The following is a 19,703-nucleotide window of genomic DNA, read 5'->3' as shown; positions in this document are numbered from 1 at the left end:
CGTGAGGCCTACAAACAGCGCAACACTGTCGAGCGGTGCATCAACCGCCTCAAGCAGTGGCGCGGCATCGCCACCCGCTACGAGAAGACGGCCGCGATCTACCTGGCCGGACTCCACATCGCAGGCATCTTCCTCTGGTCCGCACAGTGATCCAAACGAAAGCCCCTAGCCGTTGCTGTTGCTCCACCCGGTTGTGCTGGAGTACGAGTCAAGCAGGTCCACCACGAAGACCAGGGTCGCGCCCGGTGGGATCAACGGCGACGGCGACTGTTTGCCGTAGCCGAGACGCGGGGGAACGATGATCTCGCGCCGACCGCCGACCTTCATCCCCCTCACCCCCCGGTCCCAGCCTTTGATGACCTTGCCACTGCCCAGGGCGAACTTGAACGGCTCGCCCCGGTCCCAGGAGGCATCGAACTCCTTCCCGGACTCGAAGGTCACCCCGACGTAGTGCACCCTGACCACCATGCCCGGCTTCACCTCGGGGCCGTCGCCGATGACCAGGTCCCGGACGGTCAGCTCAGTAGGGGCGTCACCCTCCGGAACGTCGACCTCGGGCTTCGTCAGTTCACTCATTGCAGCCTCATCACTCTCCATGGGGGAGCCCTCGCACGGACCAGCCGGACATATGGATACTCCGCGCAGCAGATGGCCAGGCTACCGAGAAGGCCGGCCCCTGAAGCACGCCGAGCCAGTGGCCACATCCTTGGGGCCCTCCGGCGCCGCGGAGCCGCCGCATTGTCCCCGGCCCTTTCTCGACGCGGGTTTCACGGCGACGCCTCCCGCAACGCCGTCAGCCAGTTCTGCGCCGCCGCCCGCCAGAACCGCATCAAGGCCGCGGCATCGGGCAGACGCAGATGAGCACCGTAGTTGGCGGAAGGAGAGACAGTGCCGCAGGAACCCTCACTGAGAGCTGTCGGGTGGGCGCGTTCGTTGCCGATCAGCAGCGGCGTGAAGACGGCAAGGGACTGGACGCGTGGGCATCTCGCGAGGCTCGGCTGGGACCGGGCCGCGCCGGATCTGGTGGACTCCGTCGTGCTGACCGTGTCCGAGATGGTCACGAACGCTCATATTCATGCGGGGAGCGACGCTCAGCTCCTCCTCACCTGGGACGAGGAGTGTCTGCATGTGACGGTCCATGACGCGTCGCCCCGGGTGCCGGAACCCCGTCACGCTGACGAAGGAGCCACCGGTGGACGCGGACTGCTTCTCATCGACGCTCTGGCCGACGAATGGAAGGTCTACCGTTGCCCCCGGGGTAAGGACGTCACAGCCTGCTTCCAACCGCCTTCGGACACTCCATCGGACGGATCACCAGCGTCAGCTGGATGATTCCTGGTGAGAACCCTCCGTGCGCGGTGACTGCGCTGCTGTCCAGCTTCATCGCCCAGCGGCCCCGTGTGTGCCCGGCGTCGGCCAGACTGGGGCTCATGGCGGGGAGTGTCGGAGGTGGGGTCGTCGGCGAACGTACGGTGCGCGGGTGGAGTCGGTGTGCGTCGCGAGGCAGCTGGCTACGCCGCGCTCAGAGTGCCCCGGGACGACGACGGTAATTCCAAAGGACAAAGAGCGCTCTCCGCTCGGCGGCGTCCCTTGCGGGTCTGGCTCAACCCAGAGCTTGGGAGATCCCTGCTCCAGCTCGGTTACGAGCTGTGCTGGGCCACCACGTGGATGGACGGTGCCAACCGATGGATCGCTCCGATATCAGCATGTACCACCGTGCCGGACCGCGGTCCAGCCCCGGGAGCAACTGCCGGTATATGACCTGAATCTAAACCTGGATGCGGTTGTGCGATCTGTAGGGGTGTCTCAAACCCACGGTGTCCCAGGTGGCGCATCTGCGCGGACGTGGCGAGTTCATCGCCGATGGTTCGGATACCGAAAAAGAACAGGCCGCGCAGCCGCCCGCGTCGCACAGATAACCTGCGCGAATGAAGCATATTCAGCGGGCCGCCGGCGCGGTCGTCGGCTCGGCGGTGGGTGATGCCCTGGGCGGCCCCTTCGAGTTCGGTCCTCAGGGAGTGTTCTCCGCACGGTTTCCTGCGCCCGGTACTGGTGGCGAGATGTGCGGGGGAGGCGGGTGGGATCCGGGCGAGGCCACGGACGATACGCAGATGGCTGTCTTGGTCGCGGAGTCGCTGCTGGAACGGGGCGGACTGGATCTGCCGGACATCTTTGCCCGCTTCCAGCGGTGGGCAGCGTCGGAACCGAAGGACATCGGCCTGCAGACCGAAGACGTTCTGACCAACGGCATGCCCTGGGACCTCGCCGCCGCGATCCATTTCCAGGTCAACCAACGAGCTGCGGGAAACGGCTCCCTGATGCGGGCGTCCACCTCCGCGGTCCACTTCGCGGCGGATGGCCAGGAAGCCACCATGGACGCGGCCCGCCGCATCGCGGCCCTGACCCACGGTGACCGCGCGGCCTGGGAAGGCACCGCGATCTTCCACGAACTGATCCGTGTCACGTTCGAGGACACCGACCCCCTCGCCGCGCTCCCGGACATCCTGGCTCTTGTTCACCCCGACCACCGCGACCGCTACGCCGTAGTCCTCGCCCCTGACTGGCACCCGGATCAGGCGACCGAGTTCAACGGTGCCGTCTGGTCCTGCCTGGGCTCCGCCGTCTGGGCACTGCGCACCACCACCAGCTTTGAGGACGCGATACGTGTGGCGATCGACCTCGGAGGTGACACGGACACCGTCGCCGCGGTGACCGGAGGCCTCGCGGGGGCGTACTACGGGTTGGATGCCATCCCCGCCCGTTGGACCCAGCCGCTCCATGTCCCTCTCCCGGGGTTCGGCCGGGTGCTGCACCTGGCAGACCTCCTCCACCTCGCACACCGCCTCGAAGCTACCCACACTGGTGATCTACGTACGAATAGGGGCTGTTGACGAAAGTGGCGGAGGGGCTGGCGGAACACCCTGCCCTGCCGGTCGGAGTGCGTGCGCCGGCTCCTCGGCTATCGCAAGGGCTTTGACCGGGTGGCCAAGCGGGCCGGAACTGAGCGATGCCAGGGCTGTACGCGCGGCATGATGAGGTAATGAGGAATCAGCCTGTTCTCGTTTTCGACGGAGACTGCGGCTTTTGCTCTACCTCGGTGCGGTTCGCTGAGCGACGCCTACGGCCTCGTTGCCAAACCGTTCCTTGGCAGTTCGCAGACTTGGGAGATCTTGGCGTCACCGCAACACGAGCCGAGCATGAAGTGCTGTGGGTGACTCCCGGAGGTGCGATGTATGGAGGTGCCCAGGCTGTTGCGAAGGCTCTGTTGAGCGCGGGCGGAGCGTGGACGCTGGCGGGTGCGTTGCTCATGCTGCCTCCCATGCGGTGGGTTGCCCATGGTGTGTACCGACTCATCGCAAACCAGCGTCATCGCATGCCCGGAGGCACCCCGGCCTGCGCTCTGCCCAAGCGCTGAGCGGGTGGCCTGTAGCCGAGCAGCGGTCTTCGACTTGGCCGCAAGGGTCCTCGACCTGCCCCGCGAATGGGCCGGCCCGAAGCGGCGGTGACTAACTCGCCGAGGCGATGAACCGCATCACCCGCGCCACGATTCTCCGGCAAGGGCAAGGGCAAGGGCAAGGGCATGGGTCTGGTGGCACCGCAGATCGGCGTAGTGCAGAGAGAGTCGCCGGAGCGCGGGCCCGGCTGGTCCCATCCCTCGGGGTAGGACTCAGGTCCCGCCGGCTTCCCCGCCCGAGTTAGTGGAACCCTCCAAGCCCGGCTGGACATCGTTGTGCCGGCCAAGATCATCGTGTTCATCCGGACGGCCGCAGACTGGCAGGACGAGGTGGCCAATGTAGCCGCCGCGTCCTTGTCCGCGACGACAGCTGGGACGGCACACCGTGAGCGAACGCGTCATTGCGCCCAAGAGCCGGGGCTTCCTCTTCCTCGACTCCCACCCCGTCGGCTGCAAGCAGGTGGTGGACGAGATGTGGCAGGCCGTCCCCGCCCCGGTCACCAACGGCGGCGAGGGGCCGGTGGCTCTGGTCATTGGCTCGTCCGCCGGATACGGCCTGGCCGCCACGATCGCGGGCCTGGCCCGTGTCGGTATCCGTGGCATCGGCGTGTGCTTCGAGAAGGCGCCCGCGCGCCGCACCGGCACAGCCGGCTGGTATCGCACCGCCGCCACCGCTCGGCTCGCCCAACAGCACGGCCGGGACATGGTCTTCGTCAACGGCGATGCGTTCAGCGACACGGTGAAGGAGCAGGTTGCTGACCTCTTGGTCGAGCGGTTCGGGGGGCGACTCGACTTCTTGATCTACTCAGTGGCCGCCCCTCGCCGCACTGACCCGGACACCGGTCACGTGTATGCGTCGGTCCTCAAGCCGATCGGTTCGCCGTTCACCACCAAGACCCTCGTCTTCGACGAGAACGGTGTCCCGGAGGTGAAAGAGGTCACCACCGCGCCCGCTGAGGGCGACGACATCGAGCAGACCGTAGCGGTGATGGGCGGCGCCGACTGGGAACGGTGGATCACGTTCCTGGCCGACCGCTCCCTGCTCGCCGACGGCTTCACCACCGCCGCCCTCTCCTACATCGGCTCGCCCCTCACCGGGGCGATCTACCGGCAGGGCACCATCGGCGTCGCAAAGACCCATCTGGAAGCCACCGCACGTACGTTGGACGAGCGCCTCGGCAAGACCCTGGGCGGCCGGGCCGTGACCTCGGTCAACGCCGCTGCGGTCACCCAGTCCTCCACCGCCATCCCCGGCATTGCCCTCTACGTCGGGCTGCTGCGCGGCGTCCTGGGCGACGCCATGGTTGACCCGATCGGTCAACTGGTGCAGCTGTGGGACCAGCTGACCGGCGCCCGCCCCCTCGACCTCGACGCCGAGGGCCGGGTTCGCCTCGACACCTGGGAACTCACCCCAGCCGTGCAGAACGCCGTGGCCGACCGCTGGAGCACCGCCACCAGCGAGACCATCACCGAACTCGCCGACCTCGACTGGTTCAGCGACGAAGTCCGCAGACTCTACGGGTTCTCTGTCCCTGGCATCGACTACACCGCCGCCGTAGAAACCGACGTTCCCTGGCCCGCCCTCACCATTTGACCCGCGCCGCGACTGCCGCAGATCGCGTCGGGCATCGAGCACGTCTTCGCTGACGCGACTGCGCGGTGCTGACGGTGGTCGACTGGGGCGAATGCCGGGGCCGGCCGCCGTAGAGCCCAGGTTTGTGGCGGCTGCGGACCTTCGTTTCCATCTCCGAGCGCGCGCACTCCCCACACCTCGCATCGGCCCGACAAACCGGCTGAGGGGAAGGTGGATCTCGCCTCTGCTCAGGCGCGATGCATGGCCCGGTACGAGCGACGAGGGCTACCCTGTGACACCAATGAGGCGTACCATTTCACATATTTAGTCCGTTATGCGTATGGATGTTTACGGGGGGTACGACAGGAGCGAGCCCGCGTTGCGCCGGGCGGGCGTGGAGGTGAGAGGCATGGGAGCAGGCAAGAAGGTCAAGAATGCCGGGAAAACGACCAAAGGCAAGGTGAAGGAGACCACGGGCAAGGCTGTGGGAAACGAGAGCCTGGAAGCCAAGGGGCGGGGCGAGCAGGCGCTGGGTGACGTCAAGCAGGCTGGTCAGAAGGCCAAGGACGCGCTCAAGCACTGACGCTCAGGTGTCGAGGAGGCCGGCGGATGTTCCGCCGGCCTTCGTCGGCCCCCGCCCGCCTTCGCGCGGGGCTTGGTGCGCCGCGTACGAGGACACGCCGGCAGGTGGGCGGGTTACCCGCCGGTCTTACCTGGAGCGTGAGCGTCGGCGCCGCCGGGGCGGGGAGGTCTCGTACTCCTCCTCCTCTTCGTCCTCTTCGTCCTCCTCGTCCGGTTCGCCCTCCGGTTCGTCCTCTCCGGCGTACTCCGCGTCCTCTTCCTCGTCCGTGTACTCCCCGTCGTCCTCTTCCTCGTCCGCGTACTCGTCTTCTTCCTCGTCCGTTGCGGCGCCGTCGTCCTGGTCGGCGTACTCGCCCTCGCCCTCGTCCTCGTCTTCCCCTTCCCCTTCCTCCTCGTCCTGGTTCTCGTTCTCCTCGTCCTCCATGGCTTCTTCGTGGGTCCGGACGACCTCGCCGTCGCGGATCTCGCCGCGCCAGCCTTCCGGCTCGTCGGTGGTGAGGGTGGTGTGGCGCAGGAAGTTCTTGAGGTCGAGGCGCAGGCGGCGGCCCTGTGCCCGCCACAGGTTGCCGGTCTTCTCGAACAGCCCGGAGGGGTAGTACTCGACGACGATGACGATGCGGGTCAGTGTCGGAGCCAGCTCGTGGAAGCTGACGCAGCCGCGTGTGGTGCCCTTCGCGCCCTCGGAGGTCCACACGATGCGGTCGTCGGGTATCTGTTCCTGCACGGTGGCTTTCCAGCTCCGGGTGGAGGGCCCCACCTTGACCTTCCAGTCGCTTTCCGTTTCTTCGCCTCGGGAGACGTCGCGTACGCCCTTGGCGAATCCGCTGAAGTCCTCGTACTGGGTCCAGAAATCGTAGACCGTGCGCAGGGGGAGGCCGACGTCGAGCGCTTCGACGATGTTGACCACCTTGCCGCCGCTCTTCCGGCCGCGGCCCTTGCCGCCGCCGAGGCCCTGGGAGACGGTGTCGGTCACCTTGTCCTTGAGGTTGCCGAGCTTCTGCCCGGCAAAGGCCTTCAAGGGGGAGTCGCCCTGGAGGAGGCGACCGCCGATGCCGGCGACGTCGGAGAGGCTGCCGCCGTTGTCGGCGACGTCGTAGAGCTGATCGGTGAGGTCCGAGAGTTTGTCCGTGACCTTGTCGGCAAGCTGGTCGGCCTGGGCGCCGAGGTACCCGGACGCTTCCTTCAGCAGCTGGTCCAGCCCCGAGGGCTGGGACGAGGAGCGGTCTGAGGTTGCCATGGCCTACCTCCGCGTGGCCGTCTTGCGGGCCGCAGTCTTCTTCGCGGCCGTCTTCCGGGCCGGCGTGCGGCTGGTGGTCTTCTTGGCCGCGGTCTTGGACGCGGCGGACTTGGACGCGGCGCTCTTGCGCCCGGGGCTCTGAGCGGCTGTCTTCTTGCGCGGCGCGCCGCTGCTCTTCTTCGCGGCCGGTTTCGACGGGGCCGCCTTGGGGGCGGAGCTCTTCTTCGCGGGTGCGGACGCGCTCTTCGACGCAGTCCGGCCGCCGGCGGCCTTCGTCGGCGTGGCCTTTTTCGCGGTCGTCTTCCGCGCGTTCGCCGTCGTCGCGGTCGTCTTCTTCGCCGCCGTCTTTCGGGCCGGTGCGGAGTCCTTCGCCGGAGCCTTCTTGGCCGGGGCCGTCTTCTTCGCCGGTGCGCGCTTGGCAGCTGCGGTCTTCTTTGCGGGGGCGGCCCTCTTCGCGGGGGCGGGACGCCCTGCGGCCTTCTTGGCGGGCGCGGGGGTCCTGGCGCCCCGGGCGCGGGCCGGGGCGCGGGTCCGGCGCGGCGGGGAAGGTGCTTCTTCTTCCTCTTCTTCTTCCTCCTCAGGCTCCTCCTCAGGCTCCTCTTCCTCTTCTTCTTCCTCTTCTTCTTCTGCTGCTTCGTCCTCGGGCCCGGCGCCCTCCTCGTCTTCCTCTTCCTCCTCGTCGTAGCCCTCCGCGTCCTCGCTCTCGTACGGCTCCTCGTCCTCGTCCTCGGAGCGCTCCTCTTCCTGGTCCTGGTCCTCCTCGTCCCGGTCGCGGCCGGCGCCGCTGCGGGACAGTTCCCGGGTGCGTTCGTGGAGGGACCCTGCGAGGTCGGTGAGCTTGCGGTTGGCCGCCGCGGCCAGTGCCTGGCGGCCGGCGTCGAGGGCTTCGCCGCGCAGTTGCTCACCGAGGTCGGCGAACTGCGGCATCTCCTTGAGCCGGGAGGTGCCTTCCTTGAGCAGTTGCCCCGGTCCGAGTCCGAAGCGGCGCCCGGCGAGATAGGTCGCCGCGGTGAACGCCAGGCGGCCCTTCTTCGTGCGGCCGAGTAGGTAACCCCCAGCCAAAGCGGCTCCGAGTGCGATCTTGCTGGTGTCCTCCATGATCATCCCCTACCAGGGCACTGATGGACTGGTTGCTCTCCCGAGGGCGGCGGTTACACCGCTGCGTTCGCCCACCGAGGAGTGGGTGTCCGGCCAGGGCGGTCCGTGAAAAACTTCTGCCCCTACGGCGAGACTTATACGCGGATATAGTGACATTCTAGGTTCTGTGAGGCGGTCTTCCCAGAGGAGGGATCCATGACCGCAGCGGAGTCAGCACGCCCTGGGCGCGCCTCGCCGCACCCCGCCCGTGAGGACGGAGAACCGGAGAGGAAAGCACCCCGGCGCCCCGCACCGCGCCGCCGTTCCGGTACGACCGGTGCGGCTGCGGCGATGCGCGCCGCGGCCGAGCAACTCGCGGAACTCCTGGGCCGTTTCCCCGAATCGGTCTCCTCGCTGAAGCCGGCCGAGGACGGGTGGGAGGCGCAGGTGGAGGTGGTCGAGCTGGAGCGGATCCCGGACACCACCAGCGTGATGGCCAGCTACCGGGTCGCGCTGGACGAGGAGGGCGAGCTGATCTCCTACGAACGCACTCGCCGCTACAGCCGCGGCATGATCGACCGGCAGACCTGAACCGGGCCGCCGGCGGAAGGAGGCGCCATGACCATGGTGCCGCAGGGCGGCAGCCCCGTCGCGCGAGGGCAAGGGGGCGGCACGGGCAGCCTCTACGACGTCCTGGAGCTCATCCTCGACCGCGGACTGGTCATCGACGTCTTCGTCCGCGTCTCGCTGGTGGGCATCGAAATCCTCAAGATCGACGCGCGGATCGTGGTGGCAAGCGTCGACACCTACCTACGCTTCGCCGAGGCCTGCAACCGCCTCGACCTCGAAGCGGGCCGCAAGGCCCCCGCCCAGCTGCCGGACGTCATGGGCAACATGCTGGAGGGCGGTGCGCGGGGCAAGACCAAGGGAGCCCTCGGCGGGGCCGCCGAGGCCGTGAGCGATGCCCTGACCGGCAAATCGTCCAAGTCCGTGGAGCCGGAAGAAGAAGAGGAAGAGGTCGAGGAGGCACCCCGGCGCCGCCGGCCCGCTGCACGGCGGCCCGTACGGCGGGAGCGGGAGAAGGAGTAAACGATGCCCCTCTACGTGTACTCGATCACCGCCGAGGACCACCCCCGCCGCCTGGACGGCGTCAGTGGTGTCGGATCCGAACCCACAGCGCTGCGGACGGTCGCCGCCGGTCCCCTGTGCGCGGTGGTCAGCGACATCGCCGGAGAGGTCCGGCCCAAGCGCCGGGACCTCACCGCACACCAGGAGGTCCAGCAGCGGCTGATGGCCGACGGTGCGGTCCTGCCCCTGCAGTTCGGGTATACCGCCGCCGACGACCTGGCGGTCCGTCAGGCCCTGGAGAGTCACGCCGAGAGCTACCTGAGCACGCTTGAGCGCCTTGAGGGCTGCGCCGAGTACCACGTACGCGCATCGCAGACCGACGAGACGCCCCTGCTCCAGCAGATCCTGGATGATCTGCCCGAGGCGAGAGACCTCAACGCGCGGATCCGCGGCGGGGACCAGGACCCGCGCCTGCCGCTGGCCCTGGGAGAACTGGTCGCCCGTGAGGTGGAAGCCAGACAAGAGGCCCTGGCGGCCGGTTTCACCGAGGCGCTCGTTCCCTTCTCCCGAGAACACATCGCCCGGCCGCCGTCGGCGAACGATTTCCTCAACCTCTCGCTGCTCGTGCCGGACGGACAGCAGGAAAACCTCCGCGCGACAGAGGCCGACCTGGCCCGCGACGTCGGCAGCGGCGTCGAGCTGAGGTTCTCCGGCCCCCTGCCGCCCTACAGCTTCGTGTGATCCGCAACCACACCGCACCACACCAGACCGCACCGCACCGTCACCCGCACCACCAGGGAGGAGGCAGCCGGATGGGACTGCTGACCAGCCTCTTTACACTGCCCGTCGCTCCGGTACGTGCCGTCACCTGGGTTGCCCAGCGTGTGGTCGACAGGGCCGAAGAGGAGTACTACGACCCGGCGCCCATTTGGCGCCGGCTCGCCGAGCTCGAGCAGCAGTTGCTGCAGGGTGAGATCGACGAGGAAACCTTCGACCGCCAGGAGGACGAACTGCTCGACCGGTTGGAAGAGATCCGCGAGTTCCGGCAGCAACTGCCTTGAGAGCACCGGGAGCCATTCGTGAGCGAACCTCTGCCGGGCCGACCCGGATCCTTCGCCTCCCGCGCGCCGATGCAGTACGGGCAGAGCTCCTCGTCCAGCCTCGCCGACATCCTCGAACGGGTGCTGGACAAAGGCATCGTGATCGCCGGAGACATTCGCATCAACCTCCTCGACATCGAGCTGTTGACCATCAAACTCCGGATCCTGGTCGCCTCCGTGGACAAGGCCAAGGAAATGGGCATCGACTGGTGGGAGCACGACCCCTCCCTGTCCTCCCGGCACACCGGTAGCCCTCTCGAACAGGAGAACCGCCGCCTGCGCGCCGAGCTGGAAGCCCTGCGCCAGGAGCGGACGGGCGGGCGCGAACCCCTGGAGAGCGCCGAGGAGCCCGGCGGAGCGTCCGGCGGGGCGACGTCCGGCGGGGAGACGCACCGTGGGACGACGCCTGGTGGGACGACCGCCGGTGGGACGACCTCCGGTGGGGCGACACGAGGGCGTCCGCAATGACCACCGAACAGGACACACTCACCTACGTGTATGCCGTCACCCGGCACACGGAGCCGCTGCGCGAGCTCCTCGGCGGCCTACGGGGCGTGGGCCGGGCCCCCGTCGTGCTGCTGGAGGCGGGCCCGCTGGACGCCGGCGCGGTGGACACGGATCCACTGGCCGCCGGCCCGCTGGACTCCGACCGCGAGGCCGGTCCGGCCCCTGCCACCGGGGCCGCTGAGGCCCCTCTCGCCCTGGTCGTCAGCCCGGTACCGCGCCGGGAATTCGACGAGTCGGCCCTCAAGGACCACTTCGAAGACCTGGAGTGGCTCGAGAACGTCGCCCGCGCCCACCACGAAGTGGTGCAGGCCGTCGCCGCCCGGGAAACGGTCCTGCCACTGCGCATGGCCACCGTCTACCGGGACGACGGCCGTGCCCGTCTGGCCCTGTCCGAACAGCAGTCCGCCTTCGCCCGACGGCTGGCCGAGCTCAAGGACCATACCGAGTACGGCGTCAAGGTCTATCTCACTCCCTCGACCCCGGCCGCCGCCGACGCACCGCCCGGCAGTGCCGACGGGCCCGGCCCCACCACGCCGGGCAAGGCATACCTGCAACGCCGCAAAGCACAACACCACGCCCGCGAGACGGTCTACCAGCAGGCGCAGCAGGCATGCGAGGCCATCGAGGCGATCGCCGCGAGCTACACCCCGCACCGAATACGCCACGCTCCCCAGAGTGGAGCACTGACCGGTCCGGGGGAGGACCGCAGGGAAAACGTCGTCAACGACGCCTACCTGGTGCCAGATGGAGAGGCCGCCCGGTTCCGGGCCGATATCGAGCAGGCCGCCCGGGATTACCCTCGCATCCACGTCGAAGTGACGGGCCCCTGGGCCCCGTACTCCTTCGCCATGACACCCGATGACGAAGCGGCCCCGGCTGGTTCCGAGGGGCAGGGACAAGGACAGGGGCAGGGGCCATGACGCCGGCAGAGCCGCGCGAGCCGCTGGCCGGACGCCAGGTCGCCCTGGTCGACCTCCTCGACCGGCTCCTCAGCGGGGGAGTGGTCGTGACGGGTGACATCGTCCTGTCGATCGCGGACATCGATCTCGTCCGCATTTCACTGCGCGCCCTCATCGTGTCCGCCAGTTCCCAGACGGTCCCCTCCGGGGCGCCGAACCTTGCGGCAGGCCGACGTGGACGGTGACCCCCCGCAGGAGCCCCGCCGCGCCCGCACCGACCCGGATCTGGACAACGTGGGCGACACCATGGCGCGGGCGTTCCGGCTGGTCCAGGCGCCCCCCACACCGCGCGACGCCGGAGCGGCCAGTCCCGCCCACCGTATCCACGCCGACCCCGACACCGTGGGGGAGGATCTGCTCAAACTCGTCCTCACCATCATCGAGCTCCTGCGCCAGCTCATCGAACGCCAGGCCCTGCGCCGGGTGGACGCCGGCGACCTGACCGATGAACAGGAAGAAGAGCTCGGAGCCACTCTGCTGGCCCTCCACGACAGCCTCGCCGACCTGTGCGCCGAGCACGGCTACACCCTGGAAGACCTGAACCTCGACCTCGGGCCCCTCGGCACACTGCTGCCGCGCGAGGAGTGATAGCGCCGGGTTGATTGTCGGCTGATGGCATGATCTCCGCGTGACCAGCGAACTCAAGCAGCCAGGTTCCGCGAAGTATGTTCTCTTCGACGTCGACGGAACGTTGATCGACGCAGTCGCCAACCAGCGTCGGGTCTGGGAGGTGTGGGCGGCACGCTACGGACTTGACCCGGCTGCGGTCTATGAACTGGCCCTGCGGACACGCCCTGTGGAGACCTTCGCGGCGGTGGCCCCGGAGCGGGACCCGCACGAGTGCCTGGCCGTCCTGCATGAGCTGGAGGACGAGGATGTTCGGTCCGGCGTATATACCGCTTTCGAGGGCGCGTCGGAGTTGCTGGCCGGTCTTCCCTCGGGTTGCTGGGCCCTGGTGACCTCGAACTACGAGCACCGGGTGCGCGGGCGGTTCGCCAGGACCGGGCTGCCGGTTCCGGGCGTGCTCGTGGATGCCGCAGCCGTTACGGAGGGCAAGCCGTCACCGGTTCCCTATCTGCTGGCCGCCGAACGGCTCGGCGCCAGGCCGGAGGACTGCCTCGTCATCGAGGATGCGCCATCTGGAGTCGAGTCCGGGCTGCGGGCCGGTATGACGGTGTGGGGCGTCAACACCCCGGTCCCCGTGGACGGAGTCCACCGCCACTTCGCGACCCTGCGCGAGGCAGCATCCGACATCCTCGCCTTCACTTTGGAACCGGCGCGCAGTGCGTGAAGGGCTACCGCACGAGGCTCAGCCCTTCTTGACCCTCACACCGTGTCAGGCGGTCAGCTCGGAGACATCATGTTCACCATCGGAGACTTCGCCCGGCATGGCCGCGTCTCAGTACGGATGCTGCGTCACTACGACGCGACCGGTCTGCTGCGTCCGGCCCACGTCGACCCTGTCAGCGGCTACCGCTACTACAGCGCTGCCCAGCTCGCTCGCCTGAACCGGATCATCGCCCTCAAGGACCTCGGATTCGTCCTCCAGCAGGTTCGGGACATCGTGGAGGAGAAGGTCAGCGCGGACGAACTGCGCGGCATGCTGCGGTTGCGGCGGGCTGAGTTGGAGACCGCCATGGCTGCCGCAGGAGAACGGCTGGTCCAGATCGAGGCGAGGCTCCGAGCGATCGAGAGCGAGGGGCACATGCCCACGAACGACGTTGTGATCAAGAGCGTCCCCGCCGTCCGGGTGGCGGAGCTGACCGGGACTGCCGCGAGTTTCCAGCCCGAGGACATCAGCCCGGTCATCGGGCCGCTCTACGACGAGCTGTTCCGGCGCCTGGGCTCGGCGGGTGTCTCCCCCACGGGACCCGGTGTGGCCTATTACGAGGACGCCGCGGAGGGCGGCGGGAAGATCCGCGTCCATGCGGCCGTCCAGGTCTCCGCCCCGCTCCAGGAGGGCGCCGTCCGCATCCTCCACCTGCCACCCCTGGAGCAGGCGGCAACCATCGTGCACCACGGTTCGATGGACACCATGCTCCCCACGGCCCAGGTTCTGGCGCGCTGGATCGACGCCAACGGCTACCAGTTGACCGGGTACCCCCGCGAGATCAATCTGGAATGCCCCGAGGATCGGGACGAATGGGTGACGGAGCTGCAGGCACCGGTGATCCGGGTCTGACCTATCACCCCGGGCCCCCTGCCCCTTCGCCGCACCGCCCGGCCTGGTGCCGGGCGCCGCGTCACCGGGTGACCTCGCGGTTGAAGACCGAGCGCGACCACAGATAGCCGAGCAGGGCGAGCCCTGCGCACCAGGCAAGCGCCAGCCAGCCTTTGTTGCCGATCGGGGTGTCGAGCAGCAGTCCGCGCAGCGTCTCGTTGATCGGGGTGAAGGGCTGGTATTCGGCGAACCAGCGCAGCCCGGTCGGCATGGAGTCGGGGGTGACGATCGCGCTGCCGAGGAAGGGAAGGAAAGTCAGGGGCAGTGGGGCGTTGCTCGCGGCCTCGACGGTCTTGGCGCCCATGCCCATCGCGGCGGACAGCCAGGCCAGACCGAACGCCAGGAAGAGGAGCAGGCCCAGGGCGGCGACCCACTGGAGGGGCGAGGCGTGGGGGCGGAAGCCGATGGCGAGGGAGACGCCGGTGACCAGGACGAGTACAGCGGAGACCTGGATGACGCTGCCGAGGACGTGGCCGGTGAGGACGGAGCTCCGGGAGATCGACATCGTGCGGAAGCGGTTGATGATGCCTTCCGTCATGTCGGTGCAGACGGACACGGCCGTCGCGACGGCCCCCGACGTCGCGGACATCAAGATGATGCCGGGTACCACGTAGTTGATGTAGGCGCCGCGGTCGGTGCCCGTACCGATGCCGGTGCCGATCGCGCCGCCGAAGACGTACACGAACAGCAACAGCATCAGGATCGGCATCACGACGATCGAGATCGTCATCGACGGGTAGCGCTTCATGTGGATGAGGTTGCGGCGCAGCATCGTCATCGCATCGCGCAGCGCGTACGAACGTGTGGGGTTGGCGGCCTTGGGCGAGGTGAGGGTGACGGTGCTCATCGGTTCGACTCCTGGTGAGTTGCGGGGACGGTGTGGCTGTTCTGGCGGCCGGTGAGGGTGAGGAAGACGTCGTCGAGGTCGGGAGTGTGCACGGTGAGCGATTCGGCCTGTACGCCGCTGTTGTCGAGGACGTCCAGGACGGCGCGGAGATTGGCGAGGGAACCGTCGCTGGGGATCTGAAGGGTGAGTGATGCGTCGTCGCGGGTGGCGATGCCGAAGACCCCGGCCGCGGTGGCGAGGTCGGTCTCGTCGGTGAACTGGACCCGGACGTGCCCGCCGGGGATCAGCCGCTTCAGCTCCTCGGCGGTGCCCTCGGCGACGAGCCGGCCGTGATCGAGGACTGCGATGCGGTCGGCCAGGTGGTCGGCCTCGTCCAGGTACTGCGTGGTGAGGAAGATGGTCACGCCTTGCTCCGTGACCAGATCGCGGATGAGCTCCCACATGACGCGGCGGCTGCGCGGGTCGAGGCCGGTGGTCGGCTCGTCGAGGAAGATGATCCGTGGCCGGCCGACCAGCGTCATGGCCAGGTCGAGCTTGCGGCGCATCCCGCCGGAGAAGGTGGCCACGTTCTTACGGGCCGCCTCGGTCAACTCGAAGCGCTCCAGGAGCTCGGCGGCGCGCCGGCGTCCTTCGCCGCGGCTCAGGTGGTGCAGGTCGGCCATGAGGAGCAGGTTCTCCTCGGCGGTGAGCAGCCCGTCGACGGCTGCGAACTGACCGGTGACGCCAATCTGGCGCCGGACGCCGTCGGGGTCCTCGGCGAGTTCGTGGCCGCCGACCCGGGCCTGGCCGGCGTCCGCGGTGATCAGCGTGGAAAGGATCTCCACGGTGGTCGTCTTGCCGGCGCCGTTCGGACCGAGCAGGGCGAAGACCGTGCCCTCCGGTATCCGCAGGTCAATGCCGTCGAGGACCACCTTCTCGCCGTACGACTTGCGCAGTCCGACGGCGGAGATCGCGGCCGGACGGTGGCTGCCGGGGGTGGCGGCGTCGGGGGCCGGAGCTGGGAGCGGGGCTGCGGGGGCCATGACGGGTCCTCTCCTTACGTCGAGCGCCGGTATGGCGCCTCGATCGCTATCGATGTCGCCAGAGTGGCACATGTATGGCGCCATGTCGAGCACGTATGACGCCATTTACGGGAAACCTGTGGCGCCGGCATGCCTGAACCTCGGGATGCGAAGGCCGGATTACGCGAAGGCGCCCCCGCGCAGGCCCGGAGGCCGGCAGCGAGGGCGCCTTGGCGGTGGACGGGGCGTGGAGACGCTCCGCCGATGAGGCGGGGTCTCCTGCGGCCCCGGCCGGGGGACTACGCGCGGCGGATCACAATGTCGCCCACGCTGGTGCGGCCGTAGACCTCGACCGTCTCCTCGGACGTGTCCGGGCCGTCCGCTGTTCCCAGCTCGTTGCGGACGCGGCCCGCCTTGGACCGCACGTCGAGCCAGGCGGCGGTGCCCTCGGCGATGCCGATTTCGAGGCCCCCGGCAGAGGTCTCCAGCGTGATCCGTCCGCGTGCGACCGCGTCGACGCGGATGGCACCATTGGCCGACTTCGCGGTGACCGAGGACTCGGCGCGCATGACGTTGATCGGTCCGTTGGACGACTTGACGTGCAACTCGCCGCCGATCTCGCCGATCACCGTCGCCCCGTTGATGTTCTTGATGGTCGCCGCACCATCGATCCGGCTCACCCGCACCCGGCCCGACCCGTAGATGTCGGCCTCGCCCGTCGTGCGGTCGACGCTGACATCGCCGTGCGTGGTCTTCAGCTGTACGTCGGCAGCTTCTTCGAGCTCGATGTTGCCGGCGGCGACCGTCAGACGGCAGTCCCCGAACCGCCCCTCGCCGATGAGATCGCCGAGGCCCGTACTGCCGGTCAGCTCCGAGCCCGCAGGTAGTTCCACGGTCACGTCGACCGCACCGTACTTGCCGAAGGGGGAACGTTTCCTGGGCCCCTTGACCAGGAGTTTTCCGTCCGCGCAGGTGACCACGGTCTCCTCCGCCGCCTGGATGTCCTGCTTGTTGCCCGGGTCGCTGGGCGTCACCGCGACCACGGTGTCGACGCGCTTGCCCGCGATGATCCGTGCATGTCCGACCTGGATGTCGACGGTGGCGGAGAGGGGCTGGGGGGTGTCGAAAGTAGGCATGGCTGTGCCGTCCTTTGTGTCAGTGAAGGTGCGTGCGCGTGTTCGGTTGGAACGCAGTGGTGCGACGGCGACTTGGGACAACTGGCGGGAGCCGCGGCCGGGTGTGGCGGAAGCCGCTCCCGGTGGTGGCTAGCGAACCCAGCCCGTGAAGCCCTGACCGCCCCCGGTGCTCCGCCCGGTTGGGCTTTTGCGGCTGTGGTCCGTCGTGGGTTCGAGGGCGGCGGCGACGGCCCGGACCAGCCAGGCGTTGACCGAAAGGCCCTCGCGGTTCGCGGCCTCCTCGACCCGGACCTTGAGCTGGGCCGGCGGCCGGAAGTTGATGCGTGAGGTGGCGCCATCCTCGATGTCTACGGGGGCTGCCGCCGGAGGCTGCGGCGCCTGCACTGCTGTGCGGGCCTCTTCGAAGGCGTCGGCCGTCGGTGGCGCCGTCACCACGAACTCGGGGTTCAGGCCCCGCAGGCGTACGTCCACCGAGCCGGGCGCCAAATCGCGGGTGACCTCGTCCATCGCGTCGGACAGGGCGTTGAGCAGGGTGAGCCGGGCCGCCGATTCGAGCGGGGTGGTGAGCCGCTGGGCGAGGGCACGGGCTTCTTCGCCACCTGCCTCGGCGGCGAGCGCGAGCTCGTGCCGGAGATTATCCACGTACGGAGTGAGGTCCATGACGCAATAATGGCACCGCCATGGCGCCATGGCAAGCTCTATGGCGCCATGGTGTGGAGCTCTGTCACGGATGTGGCGCCAAGGGCCACATCGGCCAGCGGGCGGGAGGGGGCGCCCGTTCGTACGGGCACCCCCCCCGGGAGACGCCAGCCGCCCCGCTCCGGTGCTTGTCCCTGAACCTACGAGCCCGCCAAAGCGACTCCGCCCTGCGCCTCGTCGCGGCGCACCATGACTGGGCCTCTGACGCTCAGCCGGTGTGGACACGGGGACGGCGGACGCGGTCGGGCTCGGCCTCGCGCAGGACCTCTCGGGTGACCGGGGCGACCTCGCCCTGGCCGAAGAGGAAGAAGCGCAGGAAGTTGTGGAAGGGGTTGCCCTCGGTCCACTCGAAGTAGATGTGTGGAATGCAGCCCGTCGTGTCACGTACGTGGAGGAGCAGTGCCGCAAGGGCGTTGGGGATGGACGAGGACTCCAGGGTGAGCACGCGGTAGCGGTTGTGCAGGACCTCGCCGCGTACGGTCAGGCCCGCCTCGAACTCGGACGGGTCGAGCACGGTGACCTCGACGAAGACGAAGTCCTCCTGATCCGGCATGTCGTTGTCCGTCCGGATCTGATCGATCTTGTCGCGGTACTCGGCCTGGTCCCGGCTGTCGGGCTCGTTGGCGATGAACCGCATCTTCCGGCTGGCCATGTCCCGTACGAATCGTTCCGCCGTGTCGTCGAGCGTCACGCTGGTCACGCGCAGCTCGAAGGCGCGGGCCAGGCGGGAGAGCAGGGAGACGAGGACGATGCCCGCGATGAAGCAGGCGCCGATCTTGACACCGTCGGGGCGCTCGATGACGTTCACGACCGTCACATACAGAAGGACCGCCGAGACGACCGCGAAGCCGACGGTCCAGCCCCGCTGCGCCGCCTTGCGCGCGGCGATGGTCACGGCGATCGCGGCCGAGGACATCAGGACCAGGACGCCGGTGGCGTAGGCGCCGCCCTGGGCGTCGACATCCGCTTCGAAGATCCAGGTGACCAGGAAGGCGACCAGGGTGAAGACGATGACCATGGGGCGCACAGCACGGGCCCAATGCGGGGCCATGCCGTAGCGGGGGAGGTAGCGGGGCATCAGGTTGAGCAGTCCGGCCATCGCGGAGGCGCCGGCGAACCACAGGATGGCGATCGTCGAGACGTCGTACACCGTGCCGAAGGCGTTGCCCAGGTACTTGTGGGCCAGGTAGGCGAGAGCGCGACCGTTGGCCTGGCCGCCGGTCTCGAATTCCTTCTTCGGGATCAGCCAGGTGGTGATGAAGCTGGTGGCGATCAGGAAGACGCTCATGATCAGGGCAGCCGTTGTCAGCAGCTTCTTGGTGTCCCGGATGCGGCCCTTCGGCTGCTCCTCGGTGTCACCAGGATCGCCCTGGACGTGCGGCATGACCGCCACGCCTGTCTCGAAGCCGGAGAGACCGAGTGCCAGCTTCGGGAAGACGAGCAGAGACATGCCGATCATCACGAAGATGTTCCCGTGTTCGGCGGTCAGGGCGGTGGTCCAGTCGGTGACGACGTGTCCCTCGGTGAGTACGTGCCACATGCCGACGATCACGACCATGACGTTGAGCGCGAGGTAGGCCACGACCAGGGCCACCGCGACGCCGATCGCCTCCAGGAACCCCTTGAGGAACACGGCGCCGAGCAGCGCCACGAGGATCAACGTGATGAGCATCTGCTTGCCGTGCAGAGTGCTTTCCAGGTGGGGGTTCTCGATCAGGTGGGTGGAGGCGTCCGCCGCGGAAAGTGTGATGGTGATCAGGAAGTCGGTGGCGGCGAACCCCAGCAGGGTCAGGACGAACAGCTTGCCCTTCCAGAAGGACAGCAGCCGCTCCAGCATCGCGATCGAGCCCTCGCCGTGCGGGCTCTCCTCCGCCACGCGCCGGTAGACCGGCAGGGCGCCGGCCAGGGTGACGACCACGAGCACGATGGTGGCGACGGGGGAGAGGAGTCCGGCCGCCAGGGCTGCGATGCCGGGCTGGTAGCCCAGGGTCGAGAAGTAGTCGACGCCGGTAAGGCACATGACCCGCCACCAGCGCTGGCCCTTGTGCGGGTGCTCCGGCTCGGCGTGCGGCCCGGTGTGGCCCCCGGGTTTGCCCATGTCGGACAGACCCTGCAACATCCACGTCCGTATCCGGCTCGGAGGCGGGTGTTCGGTGGTCGCCATCGGCGTGCTCTCCTGACGTGCGGCTCAGCGTGCGTTTTCGGCCATCACGTGGACGGCGGCACCAGCGTATGCAGAGAG

The 19,703-nt window shown here is 68.5% G+C and carries 23 protein-coding genes and 2 pseudogenes; 17 read left to right on the top strand and 8 right to left on the bottom strand.

Annotated elements, in window-relative coordinates:
• Positions 1 to 150 (top strand): annotated as a pseudogene (locus ACZ5ID_RS24495) (IS5/IS1182 family transposase); the annotation flags it as partial.
• A 15-nt stretch (positions 151 to 165) separates the two neighbouring features.
• Here ACZ5ID_RS24495 and ACZ5ID_RS24490 read toward each other — a convergent pair.
• A complete protein-coding gene (locus tag ACZ5ID_RS24490) occupies positions 166 to 576 on the bottom strand; it encodes an FKBP-type peptidyl-prolyl cis-trans isomerase (RefSeq protein WP_468901694.1) in 411 nt (136 codons plus the stop codon).
• Between the two features lie 363 nt (positions 577 to 939).
• Here ACZ5ID_RS24490 and ACZ5ID_RS24485 point away from each other — a divergent pair, with 363 nt between their 5' ends.
• The 6 genes and pseudogenes from ACZ5ID_RS24485 to ACZ5ID_RS24460 all read left to right on the top strand — a co-directional run bounded on the left by ACZ5ID_RS24485 (position 940) and on the right by ACZ5ID_RS24460 (position 5,610).
• Positions 940 to 1,332, top strand: a complete 393-nt coding sequence (locus ACZ5ID_RS24485; RefSeq protein WP_468901714.1) for an ATP-binding protein — start codon at positions 940 to 942, stop codon at positions 1,330 to 1,332.
• A gap of 165 nt (positions 1,333 to 1,497) precedes the next feature.
• Positions 1,498 to 1,722 (top strand): annotated as a pseudogene (locus tag ACZ5ID_RS24480) (hypothetical protein); the annotation flags it as partial.
• Between the two features lie 206 nt (positions 1,723 to 1,928).
• Complete coding sequence (locus ACZ5ID_RS24475; protein WP_468901691.1) at positions 1,929 to 2,891, top strand: ADP-ribosylglycohydrolase family protein; 963 nt, start codon at positions 1,929 to 1,931, stop codon at positions 2,889 to 2,891.
• 149 nt (positions 2,892 to 3,040) lie between these two features.
• Positions 3,041 to 3,415, top strand: coding sequence for a thiol-disulfide oxidoreductase DCC family protein (locus ACZ5ID_RS24470; protein WP_468901689.1), 375 nt, complete (start codon positions 3,041 to 3,043; stop codon positions 3,413 to 3,415).
• Positions 3,416 to 3,839: 424 nt separating this feature from the next.
• Positions 3,840 to 5,048, top strand: a complete 1,209-nt coding sequence (gene fabV / locus ACZ5ID_RS24465; protein ID WP_468901686.1) for an enoyl-[acyl-carrier-protein] reductase FabV — start codon at positions 3,840 to 3,842, stop codon at positions 5,046 to 5,048.
• Between the two features lie 388 nt (positions 5,049 to 5,436).
• Positions 5,437 to 5,610 carry a CsbD family protein gene (locus ACZ5ID_RS24460; protein WP_406551861.1) on the top strand — a complete coding sequence of 58 codons (174 nt, stop codon included), beginning with the start codon at positions 5,437 to 5,439 and terminating at the stop codon, positions 5,608 to 5,610.
• Positions 5,611 to 5,736: 126 nt separating this feature from the next.
• Here the strand turns inward: ACZ5ID_RS24460 and ACZ5ID_RS24455 are convergent, their stop codons facing one another.
• Together ACZ5ID_RS24455 and ACZ5ID_RS24450 are read right to left on the bottom strand one after the other, a co-directional pair.
• A complete protein-coding gene (locus ACZ5ID_RS24455) occupies positions 5,737 to 6,846 on the bottom strand; it encodes an SRPBCC family protein (protein ID WP_468901683.1) in 1,110 nt (369 codons plus the stop codon).
• 3 nt (positions 6,847 to 6,849) lie between these two features.
• Complete coding sequence (locus ACZ5ID_RS24450) at positions 6,850 to 7,944, bottom strand: histone protein (protein ID WP_468901681.1); 1,095 nt, start codon at positions 7,942 to 7,944, stop codon at positions 6,850 to 6,852.
• A 195-nt stretch (positions 7,945 to 8,139) separates the two neighbouring features.
• Here ACZ5ID_RS24450 and ACZ5ID_RS24445 point away from each other — a divergent pair, with 195 nt between their 5' ends.
• The 10 genes from ACZ5ID_RS24445 to ACZ5ID_RS24400 all read left to right on the top strand — a co-directional run bounded on the left by ACZ5ID_RS24445 (position 8,140) and on the right by ACZ5ID_RS24400 (position 13,739).
• Positions 8,140 to 8,514, top strand: coding sequence for a gas vesicle protein GvpO (locus tag ACZ5ID_RS24445; protein WP_468901678.1), 375 nt, complete (start codon positions 8,140 to 8,142; stop codon positions 8,512 to 8,514).
• A 27-nt stretch (positions 8,515 to 8,541) separates the two neighbouring features.
• Positions 8,542 to 9,012 (top strand): gas vesicle structural protein GvpA, encoded by a 471-nt coding sequence (locus tag ACZ5ID_RS24440; protein ID WP_468901675.1) that lies wholly within the window; start codon positions 8,542 to 8,544, stop codon positions 9,010 to 9,012.
• 3 nt (positions 9,013 to 9,015) lie between these two features.
• A complete protein-coding gene (locus ACZ5ID_RS24435; RefSeq protein ID WP_468901672.1) occupies positions 9,016 to 9,732 on the top strand; it encodes a GvpL/GvpF family gas vesicle protein in 717 nt (238 codons plus the stop codon).
• Positions 9,733 to 9,803: 71 nt separating this feature from the next.
• Positions 9,804 to 10,052 carry a gas vesicle protein GvpG gene (locus ACZ5ID_RS24430; protein WP_406551867.1) on the top strand — a complete coding sequence of 83 codons (249 nt, stop codon included), beginning with the start codon at positions 9,804 to 9,806 and terminating at the stop codon, positions 10,050 to 10,052.
• 18 nt (positions 10,053 to 10,070) lie between these two features.
• On the top strand, positions 10,071 to 10,559 hold the full coding sequence (locus ACZ5ID_RS24425) for a gas vesicle protein (protein WP_468901668.1): 489 nt from the start codon (positions 10,071 to 10,073) through the stop codon (positions 10,557 to 10,559).
• Positions 10,556 to 11,518, top strand: a complete 963-nt coding sequence (locus tag ACZ5ID_RS24420) for a GvpL/GvpF family gas vesicle protein (protein ID WP_468901666.1) — start codon at positions 10,556 to 10,558, stop codon at positions 11,516 to 11,518. Before ACZ5ID_RS24425 ends, ACZ5ID_RS24420 begins: the two co-directional genes overlap by 4 nt.
• Positions 11,515 to 11,742, top strand: a complete 228-nt coding sequence (locus tag ACZ5ID_RS24415; protein WP_468901663.1) for a gas vesicle protein — start codon at positions 11,515 to 11,517, stop codon at positions 11,740 to 11,742. The genes ACZ5ID_RS24420 and ACZ5ID_RS24415 overlap by 4 nt, the downstream gene beginning before the upstream one ends.
• Positions 11,732 to 12,145 carry a gas vesicle protein K gene (locus tag ACZ5ID_RS24410; RefSeq protein ID WP_468901660.1) on the top strand — a complete coding sequence of 138 codons (414 nt, stop codon included), beginning with the start codon at positions 11,732 to 11,734 and terminating at the stop codon, positions 12,143 to 12,145. Before ACZ5ID_RS24415 ends, ACZ5ID_RS24410 begins: the two co-directional genes overlap by 11 nt.
• 40 nt (positions 12,146 to 12,185) lie before the next feature.
• Positions 12,186 to 12,848: an HAD family hydrolase gene (locus tag ACZ5ID_RS24405; RefSeq protein WP_468901657.1), complete on the top strand. Its 663-nt coding sequence runs from the start codon at positions 12,186 to 12,188 to the stop codon at positions 12,846 to 12,848.
• A gap of 69 nt (positions 12,849 to 12,917) precedes the next feature.
• On the top strand, positions 12,918 to 13,739 hold the full coding sequence (locus ACZ5ID_RS24400) for a MerR family transcriptional regulator (protein WP_468901655.1): 822 nt from the start codon (positions 12,918 to 12,920) through the stop codon (positions 13,737 to 13,739).
• A 61-nt stretch (positions 13,740 to 13,800) separates the two neighbouring features.
• Here ACZ5ID_RS24400 and ACZ5ID_RS24395 read toward each other — a convergent pair whose 3' ends face one another.
• The 5 genes from ACZ5ID_RS24395 to ACZ5ID_RS24375 all read right to left on the bottom strand — a co-directional run bounded on the left by ACZ5ID_RS24395 (position 13,801) and on the right by ACZ5ID_RS24375 (position 19,625).
• The gene (locus ACZ5ID_RS24395) at positions 13,801 to 14,625 is read right to left on the bottom strand and encodes an ABC transporter permease (RefSeq protein WP_468901652.1); all 825 of its coding nucleotides are present in this window, start codon (positions 14,623 to 14,625) and stop codon (positions 13,801 to 13,803) included.
• Positions 14,622 to 15,647 carry an ATP-binding cassette domain-containing protein gene (locus tag ACZ5ID_RS24390; protein ID WP_468901650.1) on the bottom strand — a complete coding sequence of 342 codons (1,026 nt, stop codon included), beginning with the start codon at positions 15,645 to 15,647 and terminating at the stop codon, positions 14,622 to 14,624. Before ACZ5ID_RS24390 ends, ACZ5ID_RS24395 begins: the two co-directional genes overlap by 4 nt.
• A gap of 278 nt (positions 15,648 to 15,925) precedes the next feature.
• A complete protein-coding gene (locus ACZ5ID_RS24385; RefSeq protein WP_468901648.1) occupies positions 15,926 to 16,762 on the bottom strand; it encodes a DUF4097 family beta strand repeat-containing protein in 837 nt (278 codons plus the stop codon).
• Positions 16,763 to 16,891: 129 nt separating this feature from the next.
• Positions 16,892 to 17,422 carry a hypothetical protein gene (locus tag ACZ5ID_RS24380; RefSeq protein WP_468901646.1) on the bottom strand — a complete coding sequence of 177 codons (531 nt, stop codon included), beginning with the start codon at positions 17,420 to 17,422 and terminating at the stop codon, positions 16,892 to 16,894.
• A 247-nt stretch (positions 17,423 to 17,669) separates the two neighbouring features.
• A complete protein-coding gene (locus ACZ5ID_RS24375; RefSeq protein ID WP_468901643.1) occupies positions 17,670 to 19,625 on the bottom strand; it encodes an APC family permease in 1,956 nt (651 codons plus the stop codon).
• Between the last annotated feature and the right edge of the window lie 78 nt (positions 19,626 to 19,703).

It is taken from the genome of Streptomyces sp. NPDC031670 (genome assembly GCF_055580545.1).
Note: the sequence above shows the minus strand (reverse complement) of the source record. Positions and strands in the feature narration are given on the sequence as shown.